This is a genomic window from Thermomonas sp. (assembly GCF_020850895.1).
Lineage (GTDB): Bacteria > Pseudomonadota > Gammaproteobacteria > Xanthomonadales > Xanthomonadaceae > Thermomonas.
Genome location: NZ_JADZDS010000029.1, coordinates 1 through 14,378 on the forward strand (window position 1 = coordinate 1; position 14,378 = coordinate 14,378).

The window sequence follows — 14,378 nt, forward strand, 5'->3', positions numbered from 1 at the left end:
GGAACGGCGCAAAACCCGTCCCGAAGATCACCCCGGCATCCAGCAGGTCGGTATCGCTGACCACGCCGGCGTGCAGGCAGGCCACCGCTTCGTTGAGCAGGGGCAGGATCAGGCGGTCTTCCAGATCATCCGGTGCAACGTAGCCAGATGGCAGCTCGGGCTTTTTCGGCTTGCCGTTTTCCCAAGCGTAGATGCCTTGGCCGTCCTTCTTGCCGCGTTTGCTGGCGTCAACGCTGGCCAGCGCTGCCGGAACCTGCAGGCCGAGGAAGGGGGCGAGTTCCTTGCTGACGCCGGCGGCCACGTCCAAGCCCACGGTGTCGATCAATTCGATCGGCCCCATCGGCATGCCGAAGCGCGTCGCTGCCTTGTCGATGGCGGGGCCGGGAATGCCCTCGGCATAGGCGGTGGCGGCTTCCAGCATGTACGGGAACAGCACGCGGTTGACCAGGAAGCCGGGGCTGCCGGCCACCGGCACCGGGAACTTGCCCAGGGCCTTGCAGAACGCCGCCAGTCGGCGTTCGGTCTCCGCGTCCATGCCGTCGTGGCGGATGATCTCCACCAGCGGCATCTGCGCCACCGGATTGAAATAATGCAAGCCGGCGAACTGCGCCGGGCGCGCAATGTGTTCGCGCAATTCGTCCAGCGGGATGGACGAGGTATTGGTAGTCAATAACGCATCGGCCTTGAGCCGTGGTTCCACCGCGTTGTAGAGGTCGCGCTTGGCGTCGGGGTTTTCGATGATCGCTTCGATGACGAGGTCGGCATCCGCCACGCCATGGCCTTCGAGGTCGGATTTCAAGCGCGCCGCCACCGCCGGTCGCTTGCCCGCGTCCTTCACCTTTTTCTCGAACAGCACCTGCGCACGGGTCATGGCCGCGTCGATGAAGCGCTGCTCGCGGTCCTGCAAGGTCACCTCGAAGCCCTTGTAGGCGGCGAACGCGGCGATGTCGCCGCCCATCACCCCGGCGCCGACCACATGCACGCGAGTGATGCCGGATTCGCCCTTGCCCAGCGCTTTCATCCGTTCGGTCAGGAAGAAGATGCGGATCAGGTTGCGTGCGGTCGACGTACCGGCGAGTTTCACCACCGCACGGCGTTCGGCGTCGAGGCGGGCACGGATCGGCCTGCCGCCGCTCTTTGCCCAGGTCGCGATCAGCGCATAGGGCGCTGGGTAGAACGCCTTCGGCGCCTTGCGCGCCACCTGTTTGGCCATCTGCGGGGCCAGCAATTTGCGCGCGGCGAAAGTATTGCTGAGTCTGGCCAAAGCGCGTTGCTTGAGTGGGCGTGTGCAGCCCTTGAGCGCCAGCTTGGCGGCGCTGTCGATCAGATCGGATGGCTCCACGACCAGATCGATCAAGCCAATGCCACGTGCGGCCTTGGCCGACAGCGCACGGCCGGTCAGCATCATGTCCATCGCCGCCGGTGCGCCGACCAGCTGCGGCAGGCGCGCGCTGCCGCCCCAGCCCGGGAAAATGCCCAGTTGCACTTCCGGCAGGCCAATGCGGGTGGAAGCGTCGCTGCTGGCCACGCGATACCGGCAAGCCAGTGAAATCTCGGTGCCGCCGCCCATGCAGAAGCCGTGGATGGCGGCGACCGTGGGACAGCGCAATTCGGCCAGCTTCTGGAAGGTGCGCTGGCCGCGGGCAATAGCGTCGTTGACGGTGCCCTTGCGGTCGAATTCCTGGAACTCCTTGAGATCGGCGCCGGCGATGAAGCCGCTGGCCTTGCCCGAGGCGATCACCAGCGCCTTCGGCAGCTCCAGGGCGATCCGTTCCAGCGCCGCGCCCAGTTCGATCAGCGCATCCTGCGAGAACGCATTGACCGCCGCATCGGCGCGATCGAAATACAGCACCAGCACGCCGTCGTCGCGTTGTTGCGGTCGCCAATGGCGCAGGCCAAGCCCGGCGAAACGGTCCATCGTGGTTGCAGCCATGCGTCAGTCATCCGCAGCAAGGGAGTTGGCGGTATCGTAGCCCGCAAGAATCTGAATATTTGTCCAGTTTTGTTCAGGTACAGGGGCTCCGGCAGACGCTGGAGGCGGTTCGCGGTCGTCGGCGGATGGAACTTTCGCCATGACCATGTGTCACAAGCCCGGAAGCAACCGGGCGATGGATCAAGGACACCGGGTGCAGGCAATGGAGGATCGGGTGTCGCAAGCGCTGGATCAGGACCTGGTGGCACGCGTGCAACGCGGCGATTCCGCTGCCTTCGATTTGCTCGTGCGCAAATACCAGAACCGGGTGGCGGCGCTGATCTCGCGTTACATCCGCGACTGGGCCGAAGTGCAGGACGTGGCGCAAGACACCTTCATCCGTGCCTATCGCGCCATCGGCAGCTTCCGTGGCGATGCGCTGTTCTCCACTTGGTTGCACCGGATCGCGGTGAATACCGCGAAGAACCACCTCGCCGCCAGCAACCGCCGGCCGCCGACCGATGCGGTCGAGCTGGAAGATGCCGAGCTGTTCGAATCCGGCCTGCGCCTGCGCGACAACGACACCCCGGAACGCGAACTGATGCGCCAGCAGCTGGAACAAACCGTACTGGCTGCGGTCGAAGAATTGCCGCAGGACCTGCGCGATGCGATCACCCTCCGCGAAGTGGAGGGACTCAGTTACGAGGAGATCGCCGAGCGCATGGACTGCCCGATCGGAACGGTGCGCTCGCGCATCTTCCGCGCACGCGACGCGATCGACGCCCGCATGCGCCCTTTGCTGGACCACGACGACTTGCTGAAGCGTTCCCGCGCATGAACAACGACACCGACCGCCACTGCAACGACCTCACCCAACTGTGCAGCCGCGAGCAACTGTCCGCGCTGATGGACGGCGCCTTGCCGGAGGACCAGACCCGCTTCCTGCTGCGCCGCCTGCACCACGATGTGGCCTTGGCCGGCTGCTGGGAACGCTGGCGCACGGCCGCCGACTCCATGCGCGGGGCCGCGCCGAGCCGGCGCCTGCCCGCCGACTTCGCCAGCCGGGTGGCCGCCGCGTTGCAGGAAGATGCCCCCCTTGATGCGGCCGCACGGGCCTCGGCACGCACGGCCCAGCGCCGGCGGCTGGGCGGTGGCGCGGCGCTGGCGGCAGCGCTGGCGGCCATGGCGATTCTCGGGCTGCCTTCGAATGAAGGCGTTTCGACCCAACCTGCGTCTGCGTTGGCCGAATCTGGCCAGCGGACTGTTGTGAAGCCAGCCCTTCCTTCCGGTCATCCCGTGCCCCAGGCGCCGATACCGAGTGGAGCCCTGCCTCCGACCGTGGCCCCGGAGGCGGTCGCCACCTTGGTCGCAGCCGCGGCGCGGCCGACCCGTCGCCGGGCCGCATCCACGGATCAGGCGGAATCCGGGCTCACCGGCATGGCCCCTGACAGGGTGCCCGCATCCACGGCAGCGATGTCCGAACAGCAGGAACAGGAAACGGCGACGCGTCCTTGGCCACGGTCGGTGTTACCGCAGTTCGGCAATGACGGGTTGACCGTGGGTTTCGGCGATCTTCCGCAGCGGGCGGAGGGTTCCACTCCGTTCCTCACCCAGACTGCGTTCTCCGATCCGCCACGGTTGCTGAAAGCGCCTGAACCGGCAGGCTCCGACAAGGCACAGAATCCGGATGGGCCGGCGTCTGCGGACAAGCAGCGCGTCAACGATCGCCCCTCCCCCTGATCATCTGCCCGAGTATTGGAGCCGCGTGCTACGCGACTACAAATCCAGCTGACTCGATTCACGACCACCAAGGATCCCCCATGCGTCAGACCAGATTCCCCGTACTGCGCCCACTTGTCCTTGCGGTGGCGTTGGCCGCAGCCGGCATTGGCGCTTGCAGTGGCCAGACCACCGCGGGCTCGCAGGCTGCAACCGTGCCACAGGCGGCCACGCCGACCTCGGCACCACCACAGCTGGTGGCTGGCTTGCCTGATTTCACCGCGCTGGTCGACCGAGTCGGGCCGGCGGTGGTCAGCGTGCAGGCAGAAGTCGGCGGAGGACCCCGCGCGGAGCGGACCCGCCAGGAGCAGCCCGATCAGCAGCGCAGTGGGCCCAACCGCCAACGCATCCAAGGCGGCGGTGGGGACGATGATGGCAGCGACATCGAGGACATGCCGGAAATCTTCCGGCGTTTCTTCGGTCCCGGGATGGGTCCGGGCCAACCGCGTGAGCGGCCGCAGGGAACATCGTTGGGCACCGGCTTCATCATTTCCAGCGATGGCTATGTCCTGACCAACCGCCACGTGATTGATGGCGCCGACAGCGTGCGGATCCGCCTTGCCGATCGACGGGAATTGACCGCACGGATCGTCGGCAGCGACGAGCAGTCGGACATCGCATTGCTCAAGGTGGAGGCGAGTGGCCTGCCGACGGTACGGATTGGCCAATCCAGCCAGCTCAAGCCGGGACAATGGGTGGTGGCGATCGGTTCGCCGTTCGGCTTCGATCATTCGGTGACGGCAGGAATCGTCAGTGCCGTTGGTCGTGCCAATCCCTATGCCGACCAGCGCTATGTGCCCTTCATCCAGACCGACGTGGCGATCAACCGCGGCAATTCGGGCGGCCCACTGCTGGATACCCGCGGCCAGGTGGTCGGCATCAATTCGCAGATCTTCAGCAATTCCGGCGGTTACATGGGGGTGAGCTTCGCGATTCCGATCGACGTGGCGATGAACGCGGTCAACCAACTTAAGGCCACTGGCCGGGTGACCCGCGGCCAGCTTGGGATCCAGATCCAGCCCTTGACGCGCGATGCCGCCAAGGCGCTCGGCCTCGGTGACGAAGCGGCGGGTGCACTGGTGGCCGCGGTCGAGCCGGGCAGTGCCGCGGAACGCGCAGGCATCCAGCGCCAGGATGTCGTGCGCAGTGTCAACGGCAAGCCGGTGTACGACGCCAGCGACCTGCCGCCGATCATCGGCGCGATGGCGCCGGGGACGCAGATCAGCGTCGAAATCATCCGCGACGGACGGCCGCGCACGGTCACAGCGACCTTGGGTGCGCTCAATGACGCCACCGCGCGCAATGACGACGGCCGTGACAACTCCGGCGGCAAGTCCGCGCCGGATGCGGCGCCCGGCAATCGCCTCGGGATCCTCGGTCGTGACCTGAGCGACCAGCAGCGCAGCCGGCTCGGCCTGCAGGCGGGCGAGGGCGTACTGGTGGCAGGCGTCCAGGGCGGCGCGGCACGTGATGCCGGCCTGCGTCCGGGTGACGTGATCCTCGCGGTCGGACGCACCGATGTCGGCAGCCCGGGTGAACTCGATGCCCAGCTGCGCACGGTGGCCGCGGGAAAACCGGTGATGCTGCTGGTCCAGCGCAACGGCGTCAGCCAATACGTTGCCGTGGACAGCGGGGAAGGCTGAGGTCGACGGTCGATTGATCGACGCTGGATGGGCGGCGCGCGAACGCCGCCGCCCTTGGCGTGGTTCGACACCGTCCGAATCGCGGTGCTGTGCGATAATCGTCGGCTTGTCTTCGAACCGCCGCCGCACCGACGGCCACGCCGCCATGCAGTCCGATCCGATGCGGTTCATCCGCAACTTCTCCATCATTGCCCACGTCGACCACGGCAAGTCGACTCTGGCCGATCGCATCATCCAGCTGTGCGGCGGCCTGACCGAGCGCGAGATGGAAGCGCAGGTGCTCGACAACAACCCGATCGAGCGCGAACGCGGCATCACCATCAAGGCGCAGTCGGTGTCCCTGCCGTACACGGCGAAGGACGGGCAGACCTATTTCCTGAACTTCATCGACACCCCCGGCCATGTCGATTTCAGCTACGAAGTCAGCCGTTCGCTGGCGGCCTGCGAAGGCGCGCTGCTGGTGGTGGATGCCGCCCAGGGCGTGGAAGCACAATCGGTCGCCAACTGCTACACCGCGGTGGAGCAGGGGCTGGAAGTGGTGCCGGTGCTGAACAAGATCGACTTGCCGACCGCCGACATCGACAAGGTCAAGGAAGAGATCGAAGCGGTGATCGGCATCGATGCCGAGGAGGCGGTGGCGATTTCCGCCAAAACCGGGCTCAACGTCGGCGACGTGCTGGAAGCCATCGTCAAACGCATCCCGCCGCCCACGCCGCGTGCTACCGACAAGCTGCAGGCGCTGATCATCGATTCCTGGTTCGACAACTACCTCGGCGTGGTCTCGCTGGTGCGGGTGATGCAGGGTGAGCTGAGGCCCGGCGAGAAGATGCTGGTGATGAGCACCGGGCGCACCCATCTGGTTGATGGCGTTGGCGTGTTCACGCCCAAACGCAAGGTCATGCCGGCGCTGAAGGCGGGTGAAGTCGGCTGGATCACCGCCAGCATCAAGGACGTGCACGGCGCGCCGGTGGGCGACACCCTCACGCTTGCGGGCGATCCGGCACCGGCACCGCTGCCCGGCTTTCAGGAAATGCAGCCGCGCGTGTTCGCCGGCCTGTTTCCGGTCGATGCCGAGGATTTCCCGGCGCTGCGCGAGGCGCTGGACAAGCTGCGTCTGAATGACGCCGCGCTGCGTTTCGAGCCGGAATCGTCCGAGGCGATGGGCTTCGGCTTCCGCTGCGGCTTTCTCGGCATGCTGCACATGGAGATCGTGCAGGAACGGCTGGAGCGCGAATACAACCTCAACCTCGTCACCACCGCACCGACGGTTGTCTATGAAGTGCTCAAGACCGACGCCAGCATCGTCAACATGGACAATCCGGCCAAGCTGCCGCCGGTCAACCAGGTCGAGGAAGTGCGCGAGCCGATCATCCGCGCCAACATCCTTACCCCGCCCGATTACGTCGGCGGCATCATCAAGTTGTGCGAGGACAAGCGCGGCGTGCAGGTCGGCATCACCTACATGGCGAGCCAAGTGCAGATCAGCTACGAGCTGCCGATGGCCGAGGTGGTGCTGGATTTCTTCGACAAGCTGAAGTCGGTCAGCCGCGGCTATGCCTCGCTGGACTACCACTTCCTGCGCTTCGACGCCGGCCCGTTCGTGCGGGTGGACACCCTGATCAATGGCGATCGCGTCGATGCACTGTCGATCATCGTGCACCGCAGCCACGCGGATCGCCGGGGTCGCGAGCTGTGCGAGAAGATGAAGGAATTGATCCCGCGGCAGATGTTCGACGTGGCGATCCAGGCCGCGATCGGTGGCCAGATCATCGCCCGCACCACGGTCAAGGCCTTGCGCAAGAACGTGCTGGCCAAGTGCTACGGCGGCGACGCCACCCGCAAGAAGAAGCTGCTGGAGAAGCAGAAGGAAGGCAAGAAGCGGATGAAGATGGTTGGCCGTGTCGAAATTCCGCAGGAAGCTTTCCTCGCGGTCTTGCAGGTCGACAATTGATCCGCACGCGCGCATTCGCGTTGGACGGGCAACTCACGATGGAGAACGTCGCATGATGGTATGGTTCGAAACGGCGCTGGTATTGCTGACCGCGCTGACCGGCTTGATCTGGTTGGTGGACAAGCTGTTCTTCGCCAACAAGCGACTGGCCGACGCCATCGGCGAGGAAAAGCCCAAGGACCCGCCCCTGGTCGATTACTCCAAGGCGTTTTTCCCGGTACTGGCGCTGGTATTGGGCCTGCGCAGCTTCGTTGCCGAGCCATTCCGGATTCCCTCCGGCTCGATGATGCCGACCCTGCTGATTGGCGACTTCATCCTGGTCAACAAGTACGACTACGGCCTGCGCTGGCCGATCACCAACAGGAAATTCCTGTCCATCGGCGAGCCGCAGCGCGGCGATGTGGTGGTGTTCCGGCCTCCGCAGCAACCGCGCGAGGACTGGATCAAACGCGTGATCGGCCTGCCCGGCGATGTGATTTCCTACAGTGAACACAAGGTCAGCATCAACGGGCGCGAGTTGCCGTACCGGGTGGATGGCATCTACACCGGCGTTGGCCAAGGCATCGGTGAGACCGGCGATGCCTTGCTGACCGAGGGGCTTGCGGACCGCCCGCACCATGTGCTGGAAGGGGTGGAGAGCTTGGGCGAAGGCCAATGGACGGTGCCCGCCGGGCAGTATTTCGTCATGGGCGACAATCGCGGCAACAGTGAGGACAGCCGCTTCTGGGGCTTCCTGCCCGAGGCCAACCTGCGCGGAAGGGCAATGTTCATCTGGCTGAACGTGGATTTCAGCGCCGAACGCAAGCTGGACTGGTCGCGGATCGGGACGAGGATTCCCTGAGTCGGGCTTTGCCCACGGTCCCCGGGGTCGGATTTTGCGCCAAGGGCCCTCAAGCGTGCACAATCTCCCTCGGATGCCGGGGAGGCAATGACGGAGGTTTCAGCGATGAGGCGGATGCAAAGCGGTTTGTCGATGACGGGTTTTCTTATCGTGCTGACCCTGGCGATCTTCTTCGCCTATTGCGGCATGAAGATCGGACCGATGTACATGGAGTTTTACTCGGTCAAGCAGGCACTCAAGGGCATTGCCGAGGACAATTCCGTGGCGTCGTCGTCCAAGGACCAGATCCGGACCTTGTTCCAGCGTCGTCTGGAGATGAGCTACGCGTCTTATGTGAAGACACTGAACGTGCTCAAGTTCGAGAACGGGCAGAACGGCAAGATGATGGTCGTGGACTACGAGCGACGTGAGACCCTGTTCGGGAATCTCGACGTCGTTGGCAAGTTCCATGCCGAGCAGGTTCTTCCCGGTGGCGGCGCCTCGGATTGACCTGCCTTGCGTGGAGATTGCCGGGTACCGTTTCACGGATCCGGCGCTGCTCGCACAGGCGCTGACCCATCGCAGCGCCGGTAGCGTGCACAACGAGCGGCTGGAATTCCTCGGGGATTCACTGGTCAATCAGTTCGTTGCCGACACGTTGTACCGGCGCTGGCCCAAGGCTGACGAAGGGGCATTGACCAGGGCGCGTGCCGAGTTGGTGCGGGAGTCGGCGCTTGCGACGGTCGCGAGGTCACTGGAGCTGGGGGCGCAGCTGGTGCTCGGTCCGGGAGAGATGAAATCCGGTGGCCACCGGCGCGACTCGATCCTTGCCGATGCGGTCGAGGCGCTGGTCGCGGCTATTTACCTCGATTCCGGGTTCGAAACGTGCCGCAGCGTGGTGTTGCCGTGGTTCGCTCCGCTGCTGGATGCGTTGCCACCCCCGAACAAGGTGGGGAAAGACGCCAAGACCCGCCTGCAGGAGTGGCTGCAGGCGCGCCAGCACCCGTTGCCGGTCTATGAACTGCTGGATGAACGGGGCGAGGACCATGCGCGCATGTTCCGCGTTCGTTGCACGCTGCTCCAGCCTCCACTGCGAAGTGAGGGCGAAGGCAATTCCCGGCGTGCAGCGGAGCAGCAGGCCGCCGACGCCGCCTTGCTGGAATTGCGGGCATGAACGAGCCAACGCAACGCAGCGGTGCGATCGCCGTGATCGGCAGGCCCAATGTCGGCAAGTCCACTCTGGTCAATGCGCTGGTCGGGGCCAAAGTCAGCATCACGTCCAACCGGCCGCAGACCACACGGCATCGACTGCTCGGCATCGCCAGCTTTCCCGGAGGCCAGCTGCAACTGGTCGATACCCCCGGTATCCACGGCGAACAAGGCAAGCGTTCCGGCAAGGCGATGAACCGGATGATGAACCGCGCGGCGCGCGGCGCGCTGGAAGGCGTGGATGCGGCACTTCTGGTGATCGAAGCCGGACGCTGGGATGACGAGGACACGCTGGCGTTCGACGCCCTGCGCGGTGCCGGGCTACCGGTGGTGCTGGTGGTCAATCAGGTCGATCGCCTGAAGGACAAGGCCGTGCTGCTTCCCTTCATCGCAAGGGTGACCGAAGGACGCGAGTTTGCTGCAGTGCACCCAGTGTCGGCACTCAAGCGCAGCGGTCTGGAGCCCTTGGTCGCCAGCTTGCTTGGGCTGATGCCGGTCGCCGCACCGATGTATGGCGAGGATGAAATCACCGACAAGAGCCAGCGCTTTCTCGCCGGCGAGCTGGTGCGCGAGCAGTTGATGCGCCGGCTTGGTGAAGAACTGCCGTATGCGACCACGGTCGAGGTGGAAAAATTCGAAGAAGAACCTTCACCCAAGACCGGCGTGATGTACCGGATCGACGCGGTGATCTGGGTCGAACGCGAGGGCCAGAAGGCGATTGTCATTGGCAAGGGCGGCGAGCGCCTGCGCGAGATCGGCAAGCATGCGCGACAGCAGATGGAACATCTGTTTGACGCCAAGGTGTTCCTGCAGACGTGGGTGCGCGTGCGCGAAGGCTGGAGCGATGACGAAGTGGCGCTCAGGGCGCTCGGCTACCGTGACTGAACCTGCCTCGGCGGCCGCCTGAGCGCACCTACAATGGGGGCATGCGCTATCGGCAAGAGCCCGCCTTCGTCCTGCATGCCCGCCCGTGGCGCGAGACCAGCGTGCTGGTCGAGGTACTGAGCGCCGAACATGGCCGCCTCGGCCTCGTTGCGCGTGGTGTGCAGACGCCGAAGAAGCAGCAACTGCGTGCTGCCTTGCAGCCGCTGCAGTCGATCCGCTTCGATGCCGTGCAACAGGGGGAACTGGCGCAGTTGCAGGCGGTCGAGGCAGTGGACGCGGCGCCGCTCCTGCGCGGCGAAGCGGCATTGGCGGCATTCTATGTCAATGAATTGTGCCTGCGGCTGACACCTCGGCAGTCGCCGCAGCCGGAACTGCACGCGGCGTATGCGTTGGTCAGGGAGCGTTTGCGTGTCGGTGGCGTGCTGGCTTGGACGTTGCGCCGGTTCGAGCGCGACCTGCTGGAGGCGTTGGGTTCCGGCTTGGATTTTTCCACTGAACGTGGCGAGTCTCCGATCGATCCGGTCGCACGCTATCGACTCGATCCTGAGGCTGGCCCTCGGCGTTGCGGTGGAGAGGGCATCGATGCGTGCCGCGATGCGGCGATCGGCCAAGCACTGCTGGACTTGGCCGCCGACGTCCAGCCTGACAGCGGGGGCCTCGCCAGCCTACGCCTGCCGCTGCGCGCGGTCCTGCTGCACCACCTTGGTGGGCGCGGCCTGAAGTCATGGGACATGCTGGGCGGGCTCTTGCGCCTGGATGGCGGAAGACACTCTTCGGCGTGATGCGTGCTTCAGGCCAGCAGGGGAGCCGGTCGTCCCCGTTGACCGGAAGAACGAACCCCGCGCCGGATCGGCCTTGCCCTGGGAGGGCCGATTCGTCAGCGGTGCAATTCGCCCGCGGCCTCGGGCTGGTAACGCACGGCCAGCACGCGCAAGCGAGCACTGCGTCCGCCCGGCATCGGCCAGTCGATGCTGTCGCCGACGCGCAGCCCGAGCAGGGCGCTGCCGACCGGGGCCAGGATCGATACTTTTTCTCCACTGCCGTCGGAGTCGCGCGGGTAGACAAGGGTCAACTCGTACTGGTGCTCGCTCTTGTCGCCGTCCACGACCTGGACGAGGGCGGTGGTGTTCATGGTGATCAGGTCGGGCGGCAAGGCGTCAGGTTCAGCCAACTCGGCGCGCTCGAGTTCCTCGCGCAAAGCCGCGGTGTTCATGCCTCGGTACGCGGGGCTGTCCAGCAGTGCCTCGATCCTTTCAACGTCAACGCGCGAAAGCAGAAGGGTCGGGTGTTTCTCGTGATTCATTGCAATGGGTTCCTGCATGGCAGCGCGGGCGGCGCGGCTGGCGCGTCGCCCGCGGATTGTCTTGGTCCAGTGAAACCTTAGCCATGAATCGCGCTGGCGGCAACCGTCATCGACTGCGGGCGTTCATGTTGCATCGGCAAGGCTGCGATGGGCATGGGGGAGGTTGGAATGGATCCGCGGGGGACTTGCCTGTCAGGGGAATAGGAAGCCGGCAACCACCCGGCGCCCTTCGCCGGCAAGAATCGAGTAAGTCCGGGCAGCGGCGTCATTGGCCATGACCTCGATGCCAACCCTGCACTTCAGGCAGTGGGCCAGCACCACCGCAGGGGGAAACTCCTGGGTAGCCCCGGTGCCGAGCAGGATCAATTCCGGCTCCAGCGCCAGCATGGGATCCAAGTCGGACACCTGCAGCGAACGCGCGTCCTTGACCGGCCATTCTTCGACCAGAGCATCCGGTGCAATGACGAAGCTCGTGGACAACCAGCGGTCATTGACGCAGGCACTGGACGTCCCGGCGCTACGCAGGGAAAACAGGTAGTCCGGACGTTCGTAATTGAGTTGCATGGAGGCCGCTGCGATCAGGGGCGAGGCAGGACGATATGCCGCTTTTCCCGGGATTGCCGATAGAGGATCGCCATGTGCCCGATCCGCTGGACCAGCGCCGCGCCGCTGCGCTTGGTCAAGTCGTCGACAAGCGCGAACCGCTGATCGCGGTCTTCTGCGCCTACCTTGATCTTGACCAGTTCGTGGTGTTCCAGCGCCAGGTCGAGCTCAGCCAGCAGTGCGTCGGTGATGCCTTTGCCACCCACCTGCAAGATGGCCTTGAGACCGTGCGCCTGGCCGCGCAGGAAGCGGATCTGGGCGTTGGTCAGTTGGGTTGGCATGCAGCACGCGCTTGGATTCAGGAACCGCAGGGTATCATGCCCCGTCATCCGCCCGCGCCTGATGGCCATGGCCTCCCGCAGCAAATCCAGCCAGCGCTGGCTCAAGGAACATTTTTCCGACCCCTACGTGAAGAAAGCGCAGGCGGAAGGAATGCGCTCGCGCGCGGTCTATAAACTCGAGGAACTGGTCGATCGTGACCACCTGCTCAAGCCGGGCATGGTGGTGGTCGATCTGGGCGCGGCCCCCGGTGGGTGGTCGCAGTGGGTGCGGCGCGAACTGGACCGGCTGGACCCGAACCGGCCCGGGCGGGTGATTGCCAGCGACATCCTCGCCATGCCTCCGTTGGCGGGCGTGGATTTCCTGCACGGGGATTTCCGCGAGGACGCGGTACTCGCCGGACTGCTGGATTTGCTGGACAGACAACCGGTGGACCTTGTGCTTTCCGACATGGCCCCCAATAAAAGCGGTATGGATACCGTTGACCAGCCGCGCGCGATGCATTTGGCCGAATTGGCGATGGATTTCGCCGACCGGCAGCTGCGCGTGGGTGGGGCCTTTCTGATCAAGCTGTTCCAAGGCAGCGGGTTCGATGACTATGTGCGTGAGCTGCGCCGGCGCTACGCGAAGGTGCTGATCCGCAAGCCGGCTGCCTCGCGCCAGCGCTCCCCCGAGGTGTATGCGCTGGCAACGGGTAGACTGGCCAAGATGAAGTGACTCGGCACGTCGGTTGATACTGGGAAACAGATGAACGATTTCGTGAAAAACATCCTGCTTTGGTTGGTGGTCGCCGGCGTCCTGTTGGTGGTGTTCCAGACCTTTTCGCCCAAGCTGGCCCCCAGCCGCGACGTGGTCTATTCGGACTTCGTCGCCGACGTCGAGGCTGGCCGGATCAAGAAGATCGATATCGCCAGCAACGAGCGCAGCATCAAGTTCGTTCGCAACAACGGCGAAGAAGGCACCACGACTGCGCCATTGCGTGACAGAGCCCTGATCGATGATCTGATCGAGCACAAGGTCGAAATCAACCAGGCACCGCCGGATTCCGGGTTCTCGATCTGGTCGCTGCTGTGGAACATCCTGCCGCTGGCGCTGGTGGTCGGGTTCTGGTTTTACATGATGCGACAGATGCAGCAAGGCAGCGGCAAGGGCGCGATGTCATTCGGCCGCTCTCGCGCCAAGCTGCTCAATGAGGACCAGACCAAGGTGACCTTTGCCGACGTGGCTGGCTGCGACGAGGCCAAGGAGGAGGTCAGCGAGCTGGTCGAGTTCCTTCGTGATCCGAGCCGGTTCCAGAAGCTTGGTGGCAAGATCCCTCGCGGCGTGCTGATGGTCGGCCCGCCCGGTACCGGCAAGACGCTCCTCGCAAAGGCGATCGCCGGTGAAGCCAAGGTGCCGTTCTTCAGCATTTCAGGTTCCGACTTCGTCGAGATGTTTGTCGGCGTCGGCGCCTCGCGTGTGCGCGACATGTTCGAACAGGGCAAGAAGCACGCGCCCTGCATCATCTTCATCGACGAAATCGATGCGGTCGGCCGCCATCGCGGTGCCGGCCTCGGCGGTGGCCACGACGAGCGCGAGCAGACCCTGAACCAGCTCCTGGTCGAGATGGACGGTTTCGAGGGTGGCGAGGGCGTGATCGTGATCGCCGCCACCAACCGCCCCGACGTGCTCGATCCGGCCTTGCTGCGCCCCGGTCGCTTCGACCGCCAGGTGGTGGTCGGCCTGCCCGACGTGAAGGGCCGCGAGCAGATCCTGAAAGTGCATATGCGCAAGCTGCCGCTGGCCGACGATGTCGTGCCGATGACGATTGCCCGCGGCACACCCGGCTTCTCCGGTGCGGATCTGGCCAATCTGTGCAACGAGGCGGCGCTGTTCGCTGCGCGCGAAAACGCGAAGGATGTCCGCATGGACCACTTCGACAAGGCGCGTGACAAGATCCTGATGGGTGCCGAACGTCGTTCGATGGCGATGAGCGAATCGGAGAAGACCCTGAC

General features: G+C 64.9%; 15 protein-coding genes. 11 read left to right on the forward strand and 4 right to left on the reverse strand.

Annotation, left to right across the window (positions count from 1 at the left end):
• The coding region (locus IT472_RS03075) for a 3-hydroxyacyl-CoA dehydrogenase NAD-binding domain-containing protein (RefSeq protein ID WP_297178201.1) at positions 1-1,933 on the reverse strand (1,933 nt) is incomplete at its 3' end.
• 202 nt (positions 1,934-2,135) lie between these two features.
• Here IT472_RS03075 and rpoE point away from each other — a divergent pair.
• The 9 genes from rpoE (at position 2,136) to recO (ending at position 10,981) form a co-directional block, all read left to right on the forward strand.
• Positions 2,136-2,750, forward strand: a complete 615-nt coding sequence (gene rpoE, locus IT472_RS03080) for an RNA polymerase sigma factor RpoE (RefSeq protein WP_297178235.1) — start codon at positions 2,136-2,138, stop codon at positions 2,748-2,750.
• Positions 2,747-3,652 (forward strand): RseA family anti-sigma factor, encoded by a 906-nt coding sequence (locus IT472_RS03085; protein ID WP_297178204.1) that lies wholly within the window; start codon positions 2,747-2,749, stop codon positions 3,650-3,652. The genes rpoE and IT472_RS03085 overlap by 4 nt, the downstream gene beginning before the upstream one ends.
• An 80-nt stretch (positions 3,653-3,732) precedes the next feature.
• Positions 3,733-5,334, forward strand: a complete 1,602-nt coding sequence (locus IT472_RS03090; RefSeq protein WP_343231802.1) for a DegQ family serine endoprotease — start codon at positions 3,733-3,735, stop codon at positions 5,332-5,334.
• 160 nt (positions 5,335-5,494) lie between these two features.
• Positions 5,495-7,285: a translation elongation factor 4 gene (gene lepA / locus IT472_RS03095; RefSeq protein ID WP_297178238.1), complete on the forward strand. Its 1,791-nt coding sequence runs from the start codon at positions 5,495-5,497 to the stop codon at positions 7,283-7,285.
• 55 nt (positions 7,286-7,340) lie between these two features.
• Complete coding sequence (gene lepB / locus IT472_RS03100; protein ID WP_297178241.1) at positions 7,341-8,126, forward strand: signal peptidase I; 786 nt, start codon at positions 7,341-7,343, stop codon at positions 8,124-8,126.
• A gap of 132 nt (positions 8,127-8,258) precedes the next feature.
• Positions 8,259-8,615: a DUF4845 domain-containing protein gene (locus tag IT472_RS03105; RefSeq protein ID WP_297178208.1), complete on the forward strand. Its 357-nt coding sequence runs from the start codon at positions 8,259-8,261 to the stop codon at positions 8,613-8,615.
• A 10-nt stretch (positions 8,616-8,625) separates the two neighbouring features.
• Positions 8,626-9,279 (forward strand): ribonuclease III, encoded by a 654-nt coding sequence (gene rnc, locus IT472_RS03110; RefSeq protein WP_297178210.1) that lies wholly within the window; start codon positions 8,626-8,628, stop codon positions 9,277-9,279.
• The gene (gene era, locus IT472_RS03115; RefSeq protein ID WP_297178213.1) at positions 9,276-10,199 is read left to right on the forward strand and encodes a GTPase Era; all 924 of its coding nucleotides are present in this window, start codon (positions 9,276-9,278) and stop codon (positions 10,197-10,199) included. The genes rnc and era overlap by 4 nt, the downstream gene beginning before the upstream one ends.
• Positions 10,200-10,240: 41 nt before the next feature.
• Positions 10,241-10,981 carry a DNA repair protein RecO gene (gene recO / locus IT472_RS03120; protein WP_297178216.1) on the forward strand — a complete coding sequence of 247 codons (741 nt, stop codon included), beginning with the start codon at positions 10,241-10,243 and terminating at the stop codon, positions 10,979-10,981.
• A gap of 95 nt (positions 10,982-11,076) precedes the next feature.
• Here the strand turns inward: recO and rnk are convergent, their stop codons facing one another.
• The 3 genes from rnk to yhbY form a co-directional block, all read right to left on the reverse strand.
• On the reverse strand, positions 11,077-11,520 hold the full coding sequence (gene rnk / locus IT472_RS03125) for a nucleoside diphosphate kinase regulator (protein ID WP_343231803.1): 444 nt from the start codon (positions 11,518-11,520) through the stop codon (positions 11,077-11,079).
• Between the two features lie 174 nt (positions 11,521-11,694).
• Positions 11,695-12,066 (reverse strand): Mth938-like domain-containing protein, encoded by a 372-nt coding sequence (locus IT472_RS03130; RefSeq protein WP_297178222.1) that lies wholly within the window; start codon positions 12,064-12,066, stop codon positions 11,695-11,697.
• A 14-nt stretch (positions 12,067-12,080) separates the two neighbouring features.
• Complete coding sequence (gene yhbY / locus IT472_RS03135; protein ID WP_297178226.1) at positions 12,081-12,386, reverse strand: ribosome assembly RNA-binding protein YhbY; 306 nt, start codon at positions 12,384-12,386, stop codon at positions 12,081-12,083.
• 67 nt (positions 12,387-12,453) lie between these two features.
• On the opposite strand from yhbY, the gene rlmE reads away from it, so the two are divergent.
• Together rlmE and ftsH are read left to right on the forward strand one after the other, a co-directional pair.
• The gene (rlmE, locus tag IT472_RS03140) at positions 12,454-13,101 is read left to right on the forward strand and encodes a 23S rRNA (uridine(2552)-2'-O)-methyltransferase RlmE (RefSeq protein WP_297178229.1); all 648 of its coding nucleotides are present in this window, start codon (positions 12,454-12,456) and stop codon (positions 13,099-13,101) included.
• A gap of 30 nt (positions 13,102-13,131) precedes the next feature.
• Positions 13,132-14,378 (forward strand): ATP-dependent zinc metalloprotease FtsH (gene ftsH / locus IT472_RS03145; protein WP_297178232.1); only part of this gene is annotated, 1,247 nt, incomplete at its 3' end.